This is a genomic window from Pseudoalteromonas sp. CO325X, from assembly GCF_004208955.1.
GTDB lineage: Bacteria > Pseudomonadota > Gammaproteobacteria > Enterobacterales > Alteromonadaceae > Pseudoalteromonas > Pseudoalteromonas ruthenica.
The window spans coordinates 15,798-37,892 of sequence record NZ_SGPG01000036.1 but is presented as its reverse complement, the minus strand read 5'-3'; the positions used below and the strand labels follow the sequence as shown (position 1 = coordinate 37,892).

Below are 22,095 nucleotides of genomic sequence, written 5' to 3'. Positions count from 1 at the left end.
CTAAATTCGCCAAGGTTGATCCTTGTCATGTTCCCAAGTTTGAATATTGGCCACAATAAAAGTCTATTCAAGGCAAACACGGGGCGATTTATGAGTATCCTCACCCATGACTTCGAGCAACAGGTTTCTCAGGCGCTTGCGGATGCGCGCAGACAACTCTTGGCAAAGCTACAACAAGCTTCACAAGTCCATGAAAGAAGGCTGCATGCAAAGCTTACCAACGAGCCGGAAAGCGACTGGGTGGCATTACTGAGCGAACATTTAGGCCCAGAATACAAAGACCTGATTATCCGGCTAGAGCGCTTAGAAGCGACTCAGTGCCAGTTTGATTTGGGATTATTTGGCTTTTGCTCTGACTGTGAAGAGCCCATAGAGCCACACCGTTTAGAAAAAGATGTGACGACGCAGCGCTGCGCGCGCTGCGACAGTATCAGTCGCGCGCAATCAAATGGCCATAAATAAAGCTCATTGCTGGATAAGCGACCACCTCATACACCATTTGCTTTGCTCGTCGCTCGCTGATCCCCTGTTTGGCTAGCGACGTTAGCGCCATTTGCTCAGTCCAAAGTTGGCTGTGAATACCTATATCAAGCTCCATATACAAAAGCGCTAACCGCGTTTGTTCCACACTCAAACTCTGTTGCTGAGCCCACAGGCGCTTATTCACATAGCCTTGTCGCCAATCTAGCTCTATATCCCCCTGGTCATTGTCTGGTTGGCGCAGGGGCGCGATGCCATACTCAGAAAGTGTAGCCAGCTTGCTTTGAATTTGCATAAGCCATTTAATCGGCGCCTGCACCCGGCCAGTGTAGTAATTTAGTTTTGCTTGATACCACTGAGTGCCATTTGGCAGCTGACTTAGCCCCAGCTGGTTGCGAGGGCGATAGTTAGCTAAATACTGTTGTAGTTGGGTCGCTGCACTTTTGAGTTTACTGTTATCAGTGAGCTCGATTAACCGCTCTACTTCACCTTGCATCATTGCTAATTCATAGCGATTAACAAAAATTTGGCTTTGTTCACCTTGTTGCAAGCGGCTTTTCACTAACTCTAGCCACTGCGCCGCTTGTTCTTGCGTTTGACTATCTTGCAATGCCTGCTCAGAGCGAAAAATAGCGCTGCTCAGCGGCCAAGGTTGATAGCGACGTACATACCTTTGCTCGGTAATTAAATAGTCTAAGGTTGCGCGCTGTGCGTTGCTGAGCGCCGCTCTATCAAACTGCTGATATAGGTCATGGCGCTGCTTGAGATACGCATCAGAATAAGGCCAAGGCGTTAAGGGGCTGGTTAAATCGCCTGTAAGTTTGGCGTTCAATTGTACTAAGGCCTGCTGCGAGGTCGTTGCTGAAATAGATTGAGGCTCAGAGCACCCTGTTGTTAACAAAGCAAGCAAGATTAAGCTGTGTATGCGCACCGCGTATGGCTCCTTAAATAAGCATTGCGTGGAAATAAAAAAGGCCCCAATGAAGGGGCCTTTTATTATTGCATAAGGAGCTTAAAGACTCACACCATTACGTTGTGCTTTATCTTTAATGAAGGTTTTCCAACTACGCGCGAATTTACGCGTGCTTGGATCTTCTGCTGCTTTAGTAATCGCAGCGTAGGCTTGCTTATACTTTTCTTGCTGTAGGTAAGCTTCTGCTAAGTCAGAGTAAATAGTCCCTTTCTTATCAGAGCCTTCATCAAGAGCACGCTTCAATAAAACCACTGCTTTATCGAATTGTTCCTCTTGTAAGCGCAAGGCACCGGCTTTACGGAATAGCTCTGCATCGTTATCAAACTCTGCGGCTTCCTCGTAATACTTTGCTGCTGTCTTAATGTTTTTAGCATTATGAAAGTAGCTCGCCATTGCCGTGACATTTTGCTTAATGCGCTTAACCTTACCATCAGTGATGGCCTTCTCCATGTGGAAACCGGCTTTGTAAGGAACGCCTACAAATGAGTAGAGCTGTGCTAACACTTTATAGTCAGTTTCTGATTCAAAGAAACCACTGTCGTAAGCAATATCCATCGTAGTGAGACCTTTTTCATAGTCTTCTACTTGCATATAGAACTTACCAAGGTTAACCCAGGCTTTGCCGTCTGTTGGCCAGGTTTTCACCATGCGCTCAAGAATTTTAACTGCTTTATCAAATTCTTTTGCTTCATAGTGAGCTGCCATCAATAACTGAAACGGTGCTTTCTTTGGCTCTTTTTTAGCATTGAGCTCAATAGCACGCTCAGCAGGCTCTACCACATCTTTAAACTGACCAAGCTCATAACTCGCTTGTGCGATACGCGTGTATACAGTGGGATCTTCTTCACCTGTGAAGTCCATCCAGTCGATATACGCTTGCTTTGCTTCTTTGTACTTCTTGATGTTAGCCAACAAGTCACCAAGCAGCTTCATCGCCTGCTCTTGATCGTTAAAGTTAAGCTCATCTGGCTTGATTGCGTCTTGTGTATACTTAATAGCCAACTGATAGTTGTCTACTTGGGCATATAGCTGACCTAAGTAGCGATCAATAGTCGCACGGTCAAACTCATCAGACGGGTCGAGTTCTTTAAGAACTGCGATTGCGCCGTTGAAGTCTTCTGCATCAACAAACTCAAACGCTTTCATGACCTTCTTACCAGTGCGCTCACTCATGACCTTGGTCTTAGCGTTTTTGCGCTTTTCTATCTCTTCGTAGTTAGGCGCAGCGAATACCGAAGTACTCACTACACTACCAGACAACGAGATAAGCAGAGCGAGTGCAGTCACTTTAGATAGATTTTTCATACTACACTCTCCTTACTGGTCTTGGTTAAGTTTGAAGTCAAGCTGAACAGTGATGCCAGGCTGTTTAACCGGCTTGCCATCAACTACTTTTGGCTTGTACTTCCACTTACGCAAGGCACGCTTAGCTTCACGGTCGAAGATACGACGAGGTTCTGCATCGATTACCTCTACATCTTCTACACCGCCCACTTCGTTAATGGTGAATGAAAGCTGTACCCAGCCTTCTTTACCATCACGCGCGGCTTGCACCGGGTATTTAGGTTCAATTCGAACAAGAGGTGTTGCATCACCATCTCGACCAAATGCACCTGGGCCACTTAGACCACCCGCTGAGCTACCGACATTAACACTTGGCATATTGAAACCGAGTGAACCTGGATTAGGGTTACTATTCTCAGGCTGTGGCGGCTGCGGTTTAGGCGGCTGCTTAGGCGGTGGTGGAGGCGGCGGCGGTACACGCTTACGCTCCTGCACCTTGGATTCAGGTGGATTCGTCATAATTTCGACAACGATCTTCTCTTTCTCGTTGGCTGCCCTGTTATCTCCACCGGAGATTAGGTAAGCCATGAAAAAGAATAAGCCGAAAGTAACTGCCCCACCTGCAATCAGTGAAAACAGAAAACGAATCATTACTTATCTCCAGCGATTGATATCTTATCGATACCTGCAGCTTTAATCTGGTCCATGACCTTTACAACCACACCGTGCTTCGCATCTTTATCCGCTTGGATAATTACGATTTCGGTAGGCTGCTCAGCCAATAGACGTTCAATGTTTGCAGCAACACGCTCGACATCGACCTGACGCTTGTCCATCCAAATTTCACCGTTAGAGCGAATAGCGATGAAGATGTTTGCATTCTTCTTCTTAGTCGCTTGCGCTGCTTCCGGTTTATTTACATCAATACCCGCTTCTTTAACGAACGAAGTAGTTACGATAAAGAAGATAAGCATGATGAATACGATGTCCAGCATCGGCGTCATATCGACGGCTGCTTCTTCTTCTTCACGAAAACGTTGTTTACGTGCCATATTCAAATCTCTCTCTAGTGATGAGGCAAGCTATCGACGAGCTTCTCTTTAGCCATTTTTGCACGTGCTTCAAGACGTGTACTAAAGAATACACCCGATAGTGCCGCAACCATTCCAGCCATTGTTGGGATTGTTGCCATTGAAATACCTGATGCCATTAGTCGAGGGTTACCTGTGCCCTGAGTTGCCATGGTTTCGAAAACCGCGATCATCCCAGTTACAGTACCTAATAGACCAATAAGTGGACATACAGCTACCAATGTCTTAATCAACAACATGCGCTCATCTAATTTTTCAGACGCTTCAGAAATCCATGCATCGCGGATTCTGTGTGCGTACCAAGACGTAGTGTCCTGGCGGGCGTCCCACTTCGCTACAATCCCCTTTTTCATTTTCGGGAACTCAGAGAGTAGGAACCAATAGCGCTCAATCATTAAAACCCACATGAGGAAGAGTGCTATCGCGACCACGTATAATACCTGGCCGCCTGTGCCAACAAAATCCCTGATAGATTCCCAAATCTCCATCAGGACTAGCATTAGGCTTTCTCCTTCTCCGCGTGAGCAGCGATAATACCGGCGCTTTGCTCATCAAGAACGTGGATGATTGATTTACTGCGACCAGCAACAATAGCGTGAACTAGGATTAGCGGTAGTGCCGCAATTAGACCTAGAGCAGTAGTTACTAGAGCCATTGAGATTGAACCAGCCATGATCTTCGGATCACCTGTACCGAACAAGGTAATTTGTTGGAAGGTGTTGATCATACCTACAACGGTACCAAGTAGACCTAGTAGCGGCGCGATAGCAGCTAAGATCTTGATGATGTTGATACCCGCTTCGATACGTGGCGTTTCACGTAGAATCGCTTCGTCTAGTTTAAGCTCAAGGTTTTCAACGTCTTGGTTTTTGTTGTCGTGGTAAACTTTAAGAATACGGCCCAGCGGGTTACCTTCTGAAGGTGAGCTGGTGTTCTTAAGCTGACTCTTGATTTTACCTGAAACGATAGTTAGGTCGATTAGGCGCACAACAGCGATAAGTAGACCAATCACTAGTAGTACAGCGATGATGTAACCTACTTCTTCACCTTGGTGGAAGCGCTCTTCAGGTGTTGCTTTTTGCGTGTTCAGACGCAGGATTGAGCCACGAGTTGGGTCAATGTAAAAGCCTGTGTACTGGTCTGCTGAAGTACCGATTAGGTCTTTCGCTGAATCAAGTACGAAACCGTCTGGCTGACGACCTAGCGGTTGAATTGCTTGGTTTTCAGCAGAGTAAACTAAATAACCGTCGTCGGTAATAAGGTTAAAGTTACCGATACGAGTTACTTGCTTAGTTGATGTTGAACCGTCTAGCTCTGAAACTTCAGCTTCGAAAGAAGATACTTTCGCAGATTCAGTCATTTCAGTTTGTAGGGCAATCCAAAGCTCTTCTAGTTCACGTGTAGTTGGTAGCTCTTTCGCTGCCGCTAGTGAACGAAGAATTTCAGCACGGCCAGGCTTTTCAGCACTAACCAGTGACGCTTCGATTGAACCAATGGTTTCTTGCGCTGCACGACGTACAACACCGAACATCTCACCTAGTGTACCTTTTGCGTTTTCAAGCGCTTGCTCTTTTTCCGCTAGGGTTACTTCGTTTTGAGCATACTCTTTTTGTAGACGCTCGCCACGTGCTTTTTCTGCTGCAAGTTCACGTTTTGCTTGGTTAAGCAACGCTTGCTTGTCAGCGCGTGCAGACAAGAATTCTTGTTCACGCTGTTTGTTTAGTTTGCCTTCAGAGATACGCTCTTTTTTAACTTGATCAAGGATCTGGTCAAGTACTTCTGTGTTTGCATGAGCGTTAAGCGCAGCACCGGCAGAAACTGATAGTACTGCTGCAACAGCAAAACCTTTAAATAGTTTCTTCATTCTTTATTACTCCGCGCCGAAGATTGGAAGTTTAACAAGATCCGGTGCAGCCTGTTTACGGGCCATACGGATTGTCTCTTTAACAGGCTTTAGGAATTCTTCACCCAAAGCTTCCCACTGCTTAGTGTTGTTGTTCCACACCCAAGCATTCTTCTGGTCGAATGATTGCGCAACATAGGCAATACGACCTAGACGTGCGAAGTCTACAGAGATGTCACGACCGTCGATATTTAGGCTACCTTGGTCAGCAACCATTGTCGTACTGTAGTCTTTCTCAACCATGTATGCTTCAAGTACCTGACGGAACTTCTCTGAAGTCGTTACAGAAGCACTGCTCATGATTTCACGTAGTTTTTCAACGCGAGCTAGGCGATCTTCGGTATTAAACGGAACGTCCGCTTTGATGAATTGCTCAAGCGTATCGATCATGCGATACATCAAAGGCACAACGTTTTGTTTAGTTTTGTCGATACCTGCAATCTGGCGCTCTAGTGATTCAATTTGTGAATTTTGATCATCAACTAGACGCTGAACGTGGTCGTTATAGACCTTCATGATTTCAGTTTCATCAACAGTCGCGCGGTAATCAGCGATTAGCTCTTGCGTTTGACCATAGATGTTATCGATTTTAGTTTGAGACTTTTTAGCAGCCGTTTGGATAGTTGCACCCGCTTTGTGGATGTCATTCAACGGATCTGCCATCACATTGTTGCTTGCAAGTGCAGCTGCGCCAACCAACGCAGAAGCTACAAGACTCTTTCTGATTTTAACAGACATAGTTCCCAACCAATTAAGTAATGTTACTTTTTGAATTTTAATTAGCTTGCCTTGTGACAAACCAACCTAGGTATCTTTCTACTGATACCAACTTGCCAATAATGCTAAAAGGTTCCAGTGCTGTCAACTTGATGTTTATCGCAATTTTCCTTGATTTCGTCTTACTTTTTTGGTTTAAACATATTTTTAACAAATCAATTCTACTTATAAGCCGCTATACTGGGCATTGACATAATTTGGAAATGAAAAGTTAAATTTCTTTTTTTTTACAGTAAGTGAGGTATTAGCGGTAAGTTGCTTACTAAGTCAGTCTATATCGGCCATTTGTACCTTTTATAAGTAGTCTCATACCTACTTGGTAGGTAAAGGTTAGTTACTCTGTGTTGCTCGCAATCAACATAAGGCAACTATATAACAATAAACAACAAGGACCTTTTATGTTTAGATTCACCACTGTGCTCACCACCATACTTATATTTTTATACAGTGCTCCAAGCTTGGCACAGCAAGATCAGGAGCAATCATTGGCGCAGGCCTTCGGTGGTTTCAAATGGAATTCCCAATTTGAAGTCGCATACGATGATATTGACCAACTGTTAGCGATGACCGTTGTTAACACGGGAATGTCGGATCGCTCGCGCTTAAAAAGCGAGCAAACTATCGGCACGCGTATGACATCGGGTCGTAATAAAGCAACAGCGCTTGAAGCTAATCGCTTTTATTTTGAAGGCGTTAAAAAGTCTGATCTCAAGCTCGCACTCACTAAAATAAGAGAAAGCCTGGAAAATTTGCCGCAAGAAATGCCCCTAAGTGAGCTTAACAAGAAAGAACAGCTCGCCTATTGGCTTAATCTTTATAACATGACTCTGTTAGAGCAGCTGGTTAAGCGTTATCCGCTGCACTCATTAGATGATGAAATTGAAGATGAAGGGCTCCTTGACGCTAAACTCATTACCGTTGCGGGCCACCCACTTTCACTCAATGACATCCAACAACGTATTGTGTACCCCAATTTTTCAGAAAAGCCGAATGTCATCTATGGCTTCTATCAAGGTTATATTGGCAGCCCCAGCCTTCACCCCGCAGCGTTTAAAGGGGCCACTGTATATAAGCAACTAGAAAAACGCGCAGAAGAGTTCATTAATTCAAATCGCGGCGCTCAAGTTGATGATGAAATACTTGAAGTGTCACAGTATTACCGACAAGCCACATTTTATTTCCCTCAGCTTCAAGATGACTTGAAACGCCATATTGCTATTTATGCTAAAGGCCAATTCGAATATGACCTACGTAACGTTGAAAAAGTTGAGATTGAAATTGAAGATTACACACTCGCCGACTTAACTGGTTCGGCCCGCCAAATTGGCGGTGGCGTCGCGAGCAATCAAGCTGGTATGCTTGATGCTGTTGTTAATGGTTCTGGTGGACAAGCTGCGGGGATGGCGGGCGCGGATGGTGGTTTAGGTGCGCAAAACGTAGGCGTGGTATCACAAACTATGCAAACGCGCACTGCAGACTTCGGTCGCTTTACTCCTGAACAGGCAGAAATTCTGCGTAAGATAAGAGAAAAGCAGGAAATAGCAGCCGGCTCTGTGGAAATCAAAGATATCGATAAAGAGAAAAAGGAAAAGTCGGAAAACTAACATTCAAATGCAGCATTGAAATGTTACTATAAGGTAAAGTTAACATTTCAATGCTGTAATGAAACATTATCAAATCGCGTTCGCGCTTTATCAAAAAGGTCAGTTTTCCCAATCACTCAGCGCCTTAGAGAAGGCCGCTGAACAGAGCCCACAGGATTTATTACTCAAAGCGGCTAATTTGATTTCCTTGAATCAAGGTGCTGATGCTGAACGCGTCCTTCAAGAACTTTTGCGTATTGAACCTGCAAATTTAGGGGCCCAATTTGAGCTCGCTAAGTTGCAATTTAAACGACAAAGCTTTTGTGAATGTATTACCACATTGGCTAATTCAAAGCGCAACGAAGCCACGAACTTACTCTATATCGACGCGCTGATACGGACCTTACAGCTACGCGAAGCCAAAACCTTATTACTACAGAGTAAACGCTCTACCGAGCAGGCGATACATTGGCACTTGCTGGATGTGGACTATGAGCTTGCCTCTGGGCATTACTTGGAAGCCAGTGAGTTGCTTCATCAGCTACTAAACCAACACCACAATAACTTTCATTTACAATATAAATTAGCTTGCTTATACCGTGATGTAGGTGAAACTGAAAAGGCCAAAGCGCTTTTTATCGACTTACAAAAACGGCAGCCAAAACTGCCCGAGTTGAGCTATGTGGTTGGATGTTGCGCTTACGAACTCGGTGATTATCGTAGCGCGCAGCAAGCATTACTTCACACCCTCAGCTTGGCTCCGAATTATATTCCCGCACACGAAAGTTTAAATAAGCTTTACTGGCACACTGAGCAAGAACAACACTATATGAGCAGTTATAAACAGACACTGCATCATTATGACTGGCACCCAGATTTAGTGTTGTCCGCCATCGAACAACTAATACGCATAGGCCATATAGATGAAGCTCAGCAGCTATGTGCCCAAGGCCTCGGAAAGTTCAATAGCGACCCTCGGTTTGTGCATGCAAAAGCGCTGATTTTAGATAAACAAGGTAAAGGCGAGCAGGCTTACTCCTTGTTCCGAGAAGCTGCCAATTTATGCCCCAGTGTCACACGTTACCAAATTGATTTGGCGAACTGCGAACTTGAGCTGAGTCATTATCACGCTGCCGAAACACTCATAAAACAAGCGCTAGATTACGCCCCAGACAATCAAGAGCTATGGGCTTATTTAAGCACAATATGGCGCTTGAAGGGCGATGAGCGATGGCAGTGGCTGTGCGACTACGAGCATACGGTTAAGGTTAAATCATTACCTACGCCTGCTCGCTTTTCTCAATTGTCGGACTTCTTATCTGAACTCTCGGCACTTTTAACAGCCAAGCACCGTAAAGTGACCAAGCAACCATTAGATCAAAGCGTTGAATTAGGCACACAAACTTCAGGTAACTTGCTGTTTTCTAATCATGTGCTCATAAAAGAATACAAATGGGCATTGCACCTAGCCATTACCGAATATTTAGCATCTCTACCAACCGATCGTTCACATCCCCTTTATAGACGCAACTATGGCCAGTTTAAAGTCAATGGCAGTTGGTCGGTACAGCTTGGAAAAGGCGGTTATCATCGCAACCATATCCACCCCTCAGGATGGATTTCAGCCCCGGCTTATATTCAAGTACCGCAGTCAATGCATGAGAACGATCCCACACGAAGTGGGTGGCTGCGCCTTGGAGAAACCTGTTTGAATTTAGGTGAGCGAGAGCAGATAGACAAGCTCATTTGCCCTCAGCCGGGACAGATTATTATTTTCCCAAGCTACCTGTGGCATGGCACCTACCCTATCACCAGCGAACAACCGCGTGTCACCTTGCCCACGGACATTATGCCAACCGCTTGAACCGGCTCACAGCAGTTCACTGAAATAGGGGTATGCGCGCTGCGCTAAAATCGCCTCTTTATAGTGCTTAAAACGGCCGACGGATGAGCTATACAAAGGCTTTCTAACTTGCCATACGCTTGCAGTTTTAACATGTGAGCGCTGATTATGAAAGCGCTCTGCCTCACCGTTATACTGGATACCTAGCTGAGAAAACAATGTCGTGAGCACTTGCTCCGGCTGCGCTACTAGTTGTTCATACTCAACAGTCATAATGTCATTGCCGTACTGCTGATGCCAGTGCGCTTTGAGGCGCTGTTGATGTTCATACATGTGACGAATGTTATCAAGGTCAGTTGCATAGTTAAGGCTCGGCCCCAAACGCTGAAAGTAAGCCGAAAGCGCGTTATCTCTTATATCACGTTGCGTCCATATCACTTTTAAGCTGGGGTAGAGCTGCTTTAATATGTCTATATAGAGGTAATTTTCGGGCCGCTTATCAGTAACCCAATCGTGCCCCTTGGCCACACTCACTAACAAGTCATCATACGCATGAGCGAAACCCGGCGTCCCTGCTTTATTCAGCAACTGCATTGGTTTGTTGGTGAGATCAAATAGCTGGCGATGTACAAACTCCAACTCACCACCGGCCTGAATATAGCTGCTAGCGCCTAATATTTGCTCTAATAAAGTCGAACCCGAGCGGAACATACCACAAATGATAATTGGCTGGACTGATGGCGAGTCTTGCGCGGCTAGCTGAGATATATGTTCGGCGCGGGCGAAAATATTTTGTTCAATGCGCTCAAGTGAAGCAACATTGAATGGTGCAAGAGATTGCTTATTGAGAGAGTTAGCTTGATAGTAATGCATCCACGCCTGTTCATACAGTTTCGCATCATCGAGCGCTTTGCCACAACTATAGTGTAAATCACACCTTAGTTGCGCGGGCATATTCGTCATCATATCTTGGCATCGAGTCACATAATTGTGCGCCGACTCAGTATTGAACTGATCTAGGTCAGCAAGACGCGACAGTGCCAATGGGTGCTGCGCATCAATGGTCAGGACCTGCTCAAACAATTGCTTTGCAGCGAGCCTGTCTCCGGCAAACTCTTTAATCGCAGCGAGATTAAAGAGTGCATCAACATAATCTGGCTTTAGCTTTAGTGCTCTATCTAGCCACTGCTTCGCGGTCTCCGGGTCAAGTAACAGCTCAGAGTACACCAATGCCAAATTGAGGTGCACCTCATGAGGGTCTTCAATGCCGAGCTCTAAAGCTCGCTTAAAGTGCGCTATCGCTATTTCTGGGCGTGTTGCTTTGCGGGCATAGTACCCGCAATTGAAATGTGCTGTTTCGTCGGTGTCATGACACTGCAAATAACGCTCATACCCAGCAAAAATAAAAGCAAAATCTTCTAAATGCTCACCGATATCAGTAATAACTTGACGATACTCGCGACTACTCGGGTTTAATTGCTGTAAACACACGACATAGTTTTTGGCTTCCTCCCAGCGCTGTTCTGCTAAGGCTAAGCGCAGTAAATGGCGAAACGCAGGCTCTTTTGTGTCGGTTTTCTTAGCCAACTCTTGAAGCAGAGTAATGGCTTGCTCTTTATTGTCTTCTTTTAATAGCGCTGCGGCATGTTGCAAGCTAGTCAAGCGGCCTCCAAAAACCATGAGATAGGATTATTAATATTAAAATTTAGCAACAAAAAAAGCGAGCCGAAGCTCGCTTTTTCAGGGATTAATCAAGTTTAGAACTTGAATGTTACGTTTGCGTGGAAATAACGACCTAATGTGTCGTAGAAGCCAGCAATCGCGTTACCGTTGGTAGAAAGCGAACCGCCTACCAATGGTGGCTCTTTATCCATGATGTTGTTAACACCCACTAATACGCTGGTGTAATCATTGATAGTGAAGCTACCTTTAAGGTCTAAGTAACTTTGTGAGCTGATGCCATCTTGAACAAGCGTATCATCACCACTGTAGTCACTAACTTCACCGTAGTAACGCCATTTCAACGTAGCACGCCAGAAGCTGCCAGTGTCATAGTTCATAGTGAACACGTGACGCCACTCAGGCTGTGCAAAACACCCATTATCAAGTGTACCTACACAGTCATACGCCTCAGTAATACCTGGGAGGTTATCGTACTCTTTGGTGATGAAATATGAACCAATTAAGTTAGTTGAAAGCGTACCGCCTGCAACTTCAAAGTCATAATTCGCAGAAAGGTCGATACCCTCCCAATGCAATTGACCCAAGTTGATATCTGTCGCTACCACTTGACCGCTACCTACCCATAGGCTGCCGCTTCCTGGTGTACGTTGAACGTCATCACATACTGCTGGGTCTCCAGTAATACCACACTGACGAACAATGACTTCAGGGTCGATATTGCCAATCGCGTCTTCAAGTTCAATATCCCAGTAATCGAGTGAGAAGTTAAGCCCTTCAATTGGCTCAGCCACTAGACCTAGGGTAATGGTATCCGCGATTTCAGGTGTCAAGTCAGGGTTACCACCGAAGAAACCATTATACTGATCCGCAGGGCTCTTACCTACGCTACCGTATTGGGAAGCAGATACACCTGTGTTCGCACATTGTGTGGCTGTAAGTTCTGGCTCATCGCCTGCACATGGATCTACACCTGGCCATAAACCAGAGCTTTGCTGTGCGAAGAGCTCACCGTTGTTTGCAGCACGTACTGCACGGTTATAGCTTGCACGGATTTTCCAATCAGACGTTACATCCCAGTTAATGGCTGCTTTATAAGTAGGCTCTGAACCTGAGGTGCTGTAATCTGACCAACGGTAGGCTAAATCAAGGGTGAAGTTTTCGAAGCCTGTTTTACCCTCTACAATCGGTAAGCTTACCTCTGTATAGAATTCAGTTACATCGTAGCTACCTTCCAGGCTCTTAGTTGTACCGCCTTGACCTAACAGAAGGCCTTGCGCGTATACTTCATCCGCTGTACGTTCAAAGTTTTCTTCACGATACTCTGCACCAAATACCGCTGCAATTGGGTAATCTGAGCTCGGTAGCGTGTAATCAAATTCACCTGAGACGAAACCACCTAGGATGATTTGTTCTGTAACACCGTTCAAGATAGCCGTACCCGTAAGTGCACCGGCCGCCTCTGAGGTTACGCCCTCGTAGGTGAATACTTCGTATGGAATACAACCATCGCTGTCTGCACAGCTTTCACCATTCGCTGAAAGCGCTGTGGTGATGCGTGGACCAAAGAAGTCGTTAATATACGCTGACGATGATGACGTTGAGCCGTATTGAGCAGTCACATCATACGTCCAAAGGTCGCTCAGCTCACCGCGCGTACCCAATACCATACGGAATGAGTTGTGCTCAAGCTTATCTGAACGGGGACCGCCTTCTACGTTACGCTTACCAATATAGGTTGCGAACTGATCACCAGAGCCGATGCCGAAACGATCTGCTAGTGCTTCACGTTGTGCATCAGAGATAAGTGGGCTATCGAAATCCATCACATAACTGGTATCGAAGAAGGTGCCCGACTCCGCGATTTGCGCTGTAGTGCGGTCACGCATGAACATAGTTTCAACATAAGGGTTGAAGTGCTCATTAATTTCATAGTTAGCAAATAAACCAAATGTATGACGCTCATCTGGGCGCATAAAGTGGTTAATAGGTGCATAGTTATACACATTGCCTACTGAATCGGTGAAGCCACTGTCTGGCGTAAGTGTCCAGTACTCATACATGTCTTCGCCGAAATCTACACCACCGGTTTCGGTCGGAAGTGATACGTAGAAGTTAGGAATAACCGCGTTACCAGAACCACCACACGAAGTACCTGCGGCGTCTAATGCACATGAAGAGTAGTCACGTGCACCTTGACGCAGCTCGTTTTGCTTGGTGTAGGTAACATAGCCGACCGCATGACCTTTACCGCCATCAAAGGTGCCGCCAAGTGTTGCACTGAAATCAAACGCCGCGCCATCAAAACCGTCGCTACCGCTTGGATATTCGAAGCCCTTCTCATCCATCAACCCTTGGATGTACTCATTGTCATTATCGTGTTGGTACGCAGAGCCACCAATATCAACTTGGAAGCCTTCGAAGTCATCATTCATTACGAAGTTAACAACACCGGCTACCGCATCGGCACCATAAGTTGTTGAACCACCACCGGTCATTACTTCAACGCGTTTAATTAACGCAGCTGGAATTTGGTTAATATCAGCCGATTGCGTGTAAATACCACCAGCCTGTGCTCGACGACCGTTGATAAGTACTAGCGTACGCTGAGCACCCATACCACGAAGGTCAAGTGTTGCTGTACCGGTTGCACCATTTGATTGGAAAGCAGTTTGTGATGCTTCGATTTGCGGAAGGTTATTCATGATATCTTCGACGCGGGTAAAGCCCGACATAGCGATATCTTCTGCAGAGGTTACTTGTACTGGAGTAGCTGTTTCAAGATCAGTACGCTTGATACGCGAACCGGTTACTTCGATACGCTCGACATCATCAGCACCCTCTTCAGCAGCGATGGCATTTGCCGAAATGCCTGCTGTTGAAGCAGCACCAAAAGCAAGTGCTAAGCGCACTGATTTTGCGATTTTGCTATTTAACATTAGATTCTCCCTGGATCACTTGTAGACGTGATTGTTTTTATTGCGGCTGTTAACCGCTTGTAATTAAATGCACTAAGTAATGCACTTTGATTGTGATAATAAACAATTATGGAATTATTGGTCAACACCAAATTAACAAGACAACTATATCTATAACAAATAACGCTTAATAAATATAAAATCCCAACACTTAGATCAAAAAAGGAACAATGGGGATGCTTTTGTAAACAAAGAGGTTTTTAGATTAAATTAATGTGAACTGACTATCTAGGGGGCAGTGAAGCGATGCGTCGCACACATCAGCAATATCATCGATGATGGGTTTTAGCTGTTTCTCAAGGTAATGAGCTAAGTCCAGAGGCCTACTGCAAGGGGTACAGCGAGGACCATCAACTGTTATAACGTACTCAACCCAATCACCTTTAGCGTAACTTTGAGTGCTATTTCGGGCAGCCTTCACATGAGGGGGGGTTGCTTTGGTGTATTCATCAGGACTTTTGCCTAAGCGTTTGGCATAAGTTAAGAGCTGGGCGTTATCCCCTTTTTGTAAAATGTTAACATAATTATCAATGATATGTTGCAGATTTGCTCCGGTGAATAATCCTTGAAACAGTTCACCTTGAAACTTTCTCGCCAGTGGCGTCCAATCGCTACGCACCGACTCCATGCCTTTAAAAACGAGCTCACGGTGCTTCTGTACCAATAAACCAGTGTAACGTTTCTTCGTTCCCGCGTCTTTATGCCTTGCCTTGGGCATAAAAAAAGGTCGATATAGGCTTTCGTATTCAAGCTCCAAATAGCTAGGTATTCCATAGCTTTGTTCAAGTGTTTGCCGCCAACGGTCGTTAATTTTTGTCACTAACTCTTTGGCTAACGTATGGCTTTGTTCGTCACTAAGCTTTTCGGGTAGTGCGATAAAGGTAGAGTCGGTATCGCCGTAAATCACATCAACGCCGTATTCAATCAGCCACTGTCGCGTTGTTTGCATAATATCGTGCCCGCGTAAGGTAATCGAACTGGCTAGCCTAGGGTCGTAAAAGCGACAGCCTTTTGAGCCAAGCACGCCGTATAGGCTGTTCATGATAATCTTGATGGCCTGCTGAAGATGAGGGTCGCGGTGCTTTTTGGCCTCTTGACGGGCCTGTGCGAGGCTGGCAACCAGATCAGGAAGATGATGTTTGCTGCGAGAAAAAAATGCCTCATGATACCCAGCAATTGCGTCATCAGGGGCATTGAGTCCCTCTATTAAGCCCATGGGATCGATACAAAAGGTACGAATAATACTCGGGTAAAGGCTTTTAAAGTCAAGAACGGCAACATTTTGATAAAGACCGGGCACCGAGTCCATCACATAACCGCCTGGGCTGTCGAAGGTCAATCCATGATCGCCTAAATTAGGAGCCACATAGCCACTGCGATGTAACAATGGCAAATAAAGGTTAGTGAACGCTGCGACCGACCCTCCTAGCCGTTCTAATGGCAGCCCTGTAAGCTGGGTCCGCACAATAGCAAAGTCGACCAATTCTAGACGAGCAAAGATGGCTAATACAAGCTCACAGTCTTTTAAGTTATATTCAGCAAGTTGCAGTTTATCTTCGTTGAAAAGCCGGGAAATCTCGGAAACTTTGTCTTTATTTCCGATAAGCTTTCGCTCGCCAAGGATTTCGTGGGCAACATTATCAAGGGCAAAGCTGGGGTAGTAATATGTGGCGTTTTTAAGCATATCAATGCCATCAAGTACCGCGCGCCCGGGAACTATAAGCTTAGCGACTTTTCCTCCGCGCCACACAACCGCCTCGTTATTGCGTCCTAAATTAAGACGAATACCCAATTGCTGAGCGCGATAGCACAGCAGCTGAAAGTCAAAATCGACCACATTCCAACCAATGATCACATCAGGGTCAATATGGTGTATGAGCTCCTGTAACCGCACGAGCAAAGCGGCCTCGTCCTCAACATAATCAAGCCACGAGCGCTCTTCTGTGTTACGCCCAACCATCAGCACCTTTTTAAACCGTTCACTTACCAAGCCAACACTGTAAAGCACCCCATCGCCACTGCATTCAATATCCAGCGATAAAACCCGCAAAGTGGGCCGGTAGTGGGGATGGCTTTTAAACCGCGCTTGAGCTAAGGTGCCATTAGCACTAAAGGTGCCGTCTACCCAAACGCCGCCGCGAATAAATCGCTCCATTAAGAAACGCTCGTGGGCGCGGATATCATCTTCGTATAACGTAATCCCCTGCTCTTTAAGCTGTTCTCGCGCCGCATAAAACTGATTCAAGTGCGTGAAATAACACCCTGCCATGGGTTTACCGGCAAAAGAGTGCAGCGCTACTGCGCGGATATCACAAGGCAAGTTGGCGGCTTGGAGTAATTTTGTCACTCGCTGCTGCTGCGATTGAGCAACGAAAAATACCGCAGACTCAGCGACAGATTGTGCTTTAACTGGGCCGTTGTCTGTGGCCAGCCAAAAGACATGACTGATACCATCGCTCAGTTGTCGTGTTTGCGCGGAAAGGATAAACCCTGCTATTGGAGCCAACCGAATACCTATAGAAGTGAGTAAATACAGCGCGTTGTTTTCTATGCCTTGCCCAAGCATCGCGACATAAGTGAATTGTCACTTGAGTCATATGCAGCCACACTCTAAAATGGTCGCACTGTAAATATATACATAAGTTGATACACCATGCTATCCGATCCGCTGAAAAAAACAATCCGAAACGCTCATCAGCGGATAGCTTCAAGCATGGATGATTATCGCCCTCGTGCCAGCCAAAACTACTTGGTCGCAGAGATAGCAAAAACACTCGCTGGTGAATATGACAAAAAGCAACGCATTTGCGTGGTCGAAGCCGGTACCGGAACCGGCAAATCTTTGGCCTATTGCTTAGGTGCCTTACCACTGGCACTCAAACGTAATAAAAAGCTGGTGATTGCAACCGCTACAGTGGCCTTGCAAGAGCAGCTGCTCTATAAAGAGTTACCCTTTTTTGCCCAGCACAGCGGTCTTATTTTTAGTTATGATTTGGTCAAAGGCAGGGGACGCTATATCTGCACCCATAAGCTCCATAACGCCGTCAATGGCGAACAAGAGCAACTGGCGTTGATGCCCACCTTAAGCTCTCCTTTGAGTGACATGGAGCAAAAATGCCTGCATCAGCTGCATGATGCTTATCAAAACAAACAGTGGCAAGGTGACCGAGACTCATGGGCCGACGTGATCCCAGATCGCGTATGGCACCTCATTGCCTGTGATAAGCATGCCTGCCAACGGCAGATGAAAGCACACCAAACCTGCCCTTTCCATCTTGCGCGGCAAAAAATAGCGCAAATGGATGTGTTAGTGGCCAACCACAGTCTATTATTGGCTGATTTGGAGCTCGGCGGTGGCGTGATTTTGCCAGAGCCAGAAAACTGTATTTATGTGATTGATGAAGCACACCACTTACCGCATATCACTCGCGACTTTTCATCTGCCGCAGCCACCTTAAAAGGGACTCAGGATTGGCTCGAGAAACTACTCAAATTCAGCGGCAAAATGGCGCAAACCATTTTTAGCGCCAGCGCATCAGGCAGCCAATTTAAGCTCAATGATGCCCTTGATGATGTGGCCAGAGGCATGAAAACCGTGCTGAGTATGCTTGATAGTGCAGACTTTCAATACACCGAAGACGACACCTATCGTTTCTCACACGGAGTGCTGCCGCAACAGCTCACAGTGCAAGCCAAAGATATCAGTGAAGCCAGTAAAACGGCGCTACGCACCCTCAACAAGATGCACGAAGCACTCAGTAGCGACGTAAATGATGGCGATGTGAAGCCGTTTATTGCTGACCCTATTTTAGCTGAAAGTGGGCAATATATAGCCCGCTTAGAAACGCTACAAAAACTGTGGCAAAGCTATGCTAAAGAAAGCGAAAGCGTTCCTCATGCCAGGTGGATAAAGCGCATGGAGTATAAAAACCACCACGACTATCTCTTGAGTGACTGCCCTATAGAAGTGGGATTTTACCTCAAAGATAAATTATGGCGCGAGTGCGCAGGAGCGGTATTGTGCTCGGCCACACTCAGCGCCTTGGGCTCCTTTGAACATTTTGCCCATGAAAGCGGGCTACGCTCAGAGCAAGGAGTTAAGTTTATTAAGGTGCCCTCACCGTTTGATTACCCCAACCAAGCGCAGCTGCATATTCCCAAAACCGAGTGTGAGCCAACCGACAAAGCGTTTAGCGACTACCTTGCCAAAGCACTGCCCAACACCTTAGATAAATCCAAGGCCAATCTGGTGTTGTTTGCTTCCTATTGGCAAATGCACCATGTCGCCGAGCGTTTGCGTAAACAGGGGTGGGATATTTTGATGCAAGGCGAGCTCTCTCGGGATACATTGATCCGCCGTCACAAACGCCGTATTGATGATGCCCAAGGCAGTGTGCTGTTTGGCACCCAAAGTTTGTCTGAAGGGCTGGATTTGCCTGGCGATTACCTTACTAATCTAGTGATCACAAAAATCCCGTTTGCGGTGCCTACCTCACCGATTGAAGAAGCGCAAGCAGAGTTTGTGGAGCAAAAAGGAGGCAATCCGTTTTTATCCATTACCGTACCGGACGCCGCCAAGAAATTAGTACAAAGCTGTGGTAGACTGCTGCGCAAAGAAAGAGACAGTGGTGTTATTACCATTTTCGACCGTCGCTTAATCACCAAGCGTTATGGTAAAGCCATGCTCGATACCTTGCCGCCCTTTAAACGAAAAATAGATTATTAGATGTTTGAACTAGCTCTCGACCCATCGACTTGGGCCATTTTATGCGCCGTAGCCCTTGCTGCAGGCTTTATCGATGCTATCGCCGGCGGCGGCGGTATGTTAACCGTACCTGCCCTACTTACGGCCGGATTACCCCCGCATTTAACGCTGGGAACTAACAAGTTAGCGGCCAGTTTTGGCTCACTGACAGCCAGTGTCACCTATTACCGTAAACGTTTGTTCGACCCTAAGTTCTGGGCTGCGTCGATTCTCGCCACCGCTATCGGCGCTACCTTAGGCACCTTATTGGTCGATAGTATGAGCACCGAGTTTCTCAACAAACTCATTCCTGTGGTGATCATCGCCGTCGCTATCTACTCGTTATTTGGCAAGCTCAGTCCACAGCAAAGTAACGATTTACCGCTGCTCTCTGGCGCTATGCGTATAAAACAGTGGCTACAAGGCTTAGCCTTAGGCTTTTTCGATGGCATGGCTGGCCCAGGCACGGGCACATTCTGGACCGCGTCAAATAGCCTCCTTTATAAAATGAGCCTGTTGATCAATTGCGGTTTAGCCCGTTCGATGAATTTTGTCAGTAACTTTATTTCGCTGATCACCTTTGTAGCCCTCGGTCATGTTAACTTCTTACTCGGCGCCACCATGGGGTTATTCTTGATGTTAGGGGCCTGGCTGGGGGCTCATTCAGCTATTCGCTTCGGTTCAAAAATGATCCGCCCGGTATTTAACACCGTTGTTATTGTGTTAGCACTGAAACTCGTCTACGAGGCTTATTTGTAATGAGCTCTGGCCATGCATTAGCGCGATTACAGCAACAACTGGAGCGTCTGCGCAGCGATGCTGAACAATTTGATAAAGCCAATTGGTTTGCTAAAAATCGTTTTATGCAATCCAAACATGCATTGTTCGATCGCAGTGTGTTTAATAGCAAAAGTATGCTACTCGTTGATTACGTTGATGAAGTGCAAACACAGCTTGAAAGACTAACGAGAAGCCTTGAGCATCAAGGTCGTCATCAATATGGTTTTGCTCTCACGCATATTACCGAGCAAATAGAAGCCATTGTCAAAGTACTTAAAGCAACGCCTGTGTGGGCGAAAGAAAATACACCTACGGCGAGGGCAAAAAAGTACCAAAAAGCGGTGAAAAAAATTATTCAGCCAACCAATGAGCTTTATCAAGAGCTGGCTAAAAATCACGAATTTGAACGTCGCTTGGGGCAAATGATTGACGACCGCAAACAACAGATGCAAGGCGCTGATGCCGCCACCGTTACTAAGTTAAATCAGGAAGTCTTAGCGCTGCACGCACGCTTAGGACGCTGTCGTAAGGCCATTAGCGCCTGTGAAGAAAAAATACAATTAGCAGAGAAACAAGCGATACGATGAAATTATTTTATCACCCTATCTACTCTCAGCTCGACCTACCTGCTCACCATCGTTTTCCAATCAGTAAATATCAACAACTCTTCGACATGCTGTGCGCACACCCGGAACTCAAATCAGGTTTTACCATTAGTTGCGCCGAACCTATCTCGGTGAGCACGTTAGCGCTTACTCATGATGCTGACTACGTTCATCAGTTCATCACTGGCACGTTGGCAGATAAAGCGCAAAAACGCATCGGCTTTTGCCACAGCGACGCTTTGGTAGAGCGCACCCTACAATCAGTTGGCAACACTTTGGGCGCAGCCCAAGCGGCACTTAAAGACGGGGCTGCGATGAATTTAGCTGGCGGTTACCACCATGCATTTGGCAATTATGGCAGTGGCTTTTGTATTTTTAATGATGCTATCACCGCAGCCCGATATTTGTATCAAGCGGGGCTCATTGATAACGCCCTTATTATTGATTTAGATGTTCACCAAGGTGATGGCAGCGCTGCCATCGCTGAAAGTGACAACGCCATTACAACCTTGTCATTGCATGGTGAGCGTAACTTTCCACGCATCAAGCAAAGCTCAGATTACGACTTTGCTCTGCCCTTGCATTGCGACGACCGTGTTTATTTGGAGACGCTCACACAAGCGCTCAAGTTAACGCAGCGTCTGCATCGCCCGGATATTATTTTCTATAATGCCGGGGCCGATGTACACAGCGATGATGAGTTAGGAACACTGAGCCTAAGCTTGGCCGGTGTCAGCGCCCGTGATGCTCAGGTGCTTACTCATGCAAAACACCATCAAATCCCAATTTGCACTATGCTTGGCGGCGGATATCAACGCAATGTAGAGCAGCTTGTCAACGTGCATTGGCAACTTGTAGAGCAATTTCATCAGTGCTTTATATTGGACAGTTAGGTAACCTGAGCTATGCTAATTAAGATGGTATAGTTACGGGAAAACAGTGAGTTATGAAACTACATGACGACGTCCACAATTATTACGAAAAGTTGGTATTAGAGGAAATCGATCGCCAACAATTGCAGCATATGTATGACAGCGATACACTAGCAGACCTATGTTGTACGGTGCTCAATCAACTTCCACCCCGCTATATTCGCTTTGATGTTGACATGGCATTTTACCTATCCACAGCTGAGGCTGAGCAAATGCAGGAGAAGGTTGAGGCCGCCGTAAAAGTAGCGTTAAGCCTAATCGCAAAGCGAGGAAGTCATGCCCAAACCCGAGAACAATCTCGATAACGCACCAGAAGAAGTCAAATTAGCCGTAGATCTAATCATGCTGTTGGAACAAAACGACATTGAACCAAGCACCGCCCTCGCGGCATTGGATATTGTACGCCAAGATATGCAAAGGCGAGTACAATCAGACTGAGTCG

General features: G+C 46.1%; 19 protein-coding genes. 9 read left to right on the top strand and 10 right to left on the bottom strand.

The genetic code is table 11. The features are described 5' to 3' along the window. The first annotated feature begins 90 nt into the window (after positions 1-90). Entirely contained in the window at positions 91-462 is a 372-nt protein-coding gene (locus EXT46_RS18335) for a TraR/DksA C4-type zinc finger protein (protein WP_053910966.1), read from the top strand. On the opposite strand, the gene EXT46_RS18330 is transcribed toward EXT46_RS18335, so the two are convergent. The 7 genes from EXT46_RS18330 to EXT46_RS18300 form a co-directional block, all read right to left on the bottom strand. Continuing rightward, positions 431-1,411 carry a hypothetical protein gene (locus EXT46_RS18330; RefSeq protein ID WP_130149040.1) on the bottom strand — a complete coding sequence of 327 codons (981 nt, stop codon included), beginning with the start codon at positions 1,409-1,411 and terminating at the stop codon, positions 431-433. The genes EXT46_RS18335 and EXT46_RS18330 overlap by 32 nt on opposite strands. An 81-nt stretch (positions 1,412-1,492) precedes the next feature. Next, the gene (locus EXT46_RS18325) at positions 1,493-2,758 is read right to left on the bottom strand and encodes a tetratricopeptide repeat protein (RefSeq protein ID WP_022946741.1); all 1,266 of its coding nucleotides are present in this window, start codon (positions 2,756-2,758) and stop codon (positions 1,493-1,495) included. Between the two features lie 12 nt (positions 2,759-2,770). Then, positions 2,771-3,388 (bottom strand): energy transducer TonB, encoded by a 618-nt coding sequence (locus EXT46_RS18320; protein ID WP_022946740.1) that lies wholly within the window; start codon positions 3,386-3,388, stop codon positions 2,771-2,773. Beyond that, positions 3,388-3,789 (bottom strand): biopolymer transporter ExbD, encoded by a 402-nt coding sequence (locus EXT46_RS18315; RefSeq protein WP_053910968.1) that lies wholly within the window; start codon positions 3,787-3,789, stop codon positions 3,388-3,390. Before EXT46_RS18315 ends, EXT46_RS18320 begins: the two co-directional genes overlap by 1 nt. 14 nt (positions 3,790-3,803) lie before the next feature. Beyond that, positions 3,804-4,328 carry a MotA/TolQ/ExbB proton channel family protein gene (locus EXT46_RS18310; RefSeq protein WP_045979764.1) on the bottom strand — a complete coding sequence of 175 codons (525 nt, stop codon included), beginning with the start codon at positions 4,326-4,328 and terminating at the stop codon, positions 3,804-3,806. Continuing rightward, complete coding sequence (locus EXT46_RS18305) at positions 4,328-5,692, bottom strand: MotA/TolQ/ExbB proton channel family protein (protein WP_022946737.1); 1,365 nt, start codon at positions 5,690-5,692, stop codon at positions 4,328-4,330. The genes EXT46_RS18310 and EXT46_RS18305 overlap by 1 nt, the downstream gene beginning before the upstream one ends. Before the next feature lie 6 nt (positions 5,693-5,698). Beyond that, on the bottom strand, positions 5,699-6,469 hold the full coding sequence (locus EXT46_RS18300; protein ID WP_053910990.1) for a DUF3450 domain-containing protein: 771 nt from the start codon (positions 6,467-6,469) through the stop codon (positions 5,699-5,701). A 437-nt stretch (positions 6,470-6,906) separates the two neighbouring features. Between EXT46_RS18300 and EXT46_RS18295 the strand changes: the two genes are divergently transcribed. Then, positions 6,907-8,112, top strand: a complete 1,206-nt coding sequence (locus tag EXT46_RS18295; protein ID WP_130149038.1) for a DUF547 domain-containing protein — start codon at positions 6,907-6,909, stop codon at positions 8,110-8,112. Between the two features lie 58 nt (positions 8,113-8,170). Further along, entirely contained in the window at positions 8,171-9,955 is a 1,785-nt protein-coding gene (locus EXT46_RS18290; protein WP_130149036.1) for a putative 2OG-Fe(II) oxygenase, read from the top strand. Between the two features lie 6 nt (positions 9,956-9,961). On the opposite strand, the gene EXT46_RS18285 is transcribed toward EXT46_RS18290, so the two are convergent. From EXT46_RS18285 to EXT46_RS18275, 3 genes are all read right to left on the bottom strand, one after another. Further along, positions 9,962-11,596 (bottom strand): sulfotransferase, encoded by a 1,635-nt coding sequence (locus EXT46_RS18285; protein ID WP_165381162.1) that lies wholly within the window; start codon positions 11,594-11,596, stop codon positions 9,962-9,964. Between the two features lie 95 nt (positions 11,597-11,691). Next, positions 11,692-14,553: a TonB-dependent receptor gene (locus EXT46_RS18280; RefSeq protein ID WP_130149032.1), complete on the bottom strand. Its 2,862-nt coding sequence runs from the start codon at positions 14,551-14,553 to the stop codon at positions 11,692-11,694. 244 nt (positions 14,554-14,797) lie between these two features. Beyond that, positions 14,798-17,098: a DNA polymerase II gene (locus EXT46_RS18275; protein WP_240701169.1), complete on the bottom strand. Its 2,301-nt coding sequence runs from the start codon at positions 17,096-17,098 to the stop codon at positions 14,798-14,800. Between the two features lie 147 nt (positions 17,099-17,245). On the opposite strand from EXT46_RS18275, the gene dinG reads away from it, so the two are divergent. Genes dinG through rsmS form a run of 6 tightly spaced genes read left to right on the top strand, consistent with a single transcriptional unit; the run spans position 17,246 to position 22,091 of the window. Further along, a complete protein-coding gene (dinG, locus tag EXT46_RS18270) occupies positions 17,246-19,318 on the top strand; it encodes an ATP-dependent DNA helicase DinG (protein ID WP_130149028.1) in 2,073 nt (690 codons plus the stop codon). Beyond that, positions 19,319-20,095 carry a TSUP family transporter gene (locus EXT46_RS18265; protein ID WP_022946729.1) on the top strand — a complete coding sequence of 259 codons (777 nt, stop codon included), beginning with the start codon at positions 19,319-19,321 and terminating at the stop codon, positions 20,093-20,095. Next, positions 20,095-20,703, top strand: a complete 609-nt coding sequence (locus EXT46_RS18260; RefSeq protein ID WP_130149026.1) for a primosomal replication protein — start codon at positions 20,095-20,097, stop codon at positions 20,701-20,703. The genes EXT46_RS18265 and EXT46_RS18260 overlap by 1 nt, the downstream gene beginning before the upstream one ends. Beyond that, positions 20,700-21,614 carry a histone deacetylase gene (locus EXT46_RS18255; protein WP_130149024.1) on the top strand — a complete coding sequence of 305 codons (915 nt, stop codon included), beginning with the start codon at positions 20,700-20,702 and terminating at the stop codon, positions 21,612-21,614. The genes EXT46_RS18260 and EXT46_RS18255 overlap by 4 nt, the downstream gene beginning before the upstream one ends. A 53-nt stretch (positions 21,615-21,667) precedes the next feature. Then, a complete protein-coding gene (locus tag EXT46_RS18250; RefSeq protein ID WP_022946726.1) occupies positions 21,668-21,958 on the top strand; it encodes a late competence development ComFB family protein in 291 nt (96 codons plus the stop codon). Then, the gene (gene rsmS / locus EXT46_RS18245; protein WP_130149022.1) at positions 21,930-22,091 is read left to right on the top strand and encodes a pleiotropic regulatory protein RsmS; all 162 of its coding nucleotides are present in this window, start codon (positions 21,930-21,932) and stop codon (positions 22,089-22,091) included. The genes EXT46_RS18250 and rsmS overlap by 29 nt, the downstream gene beginning before the upstream one ends. Positions 22,092-22,095: the final 4 nt, after the last annotated feature.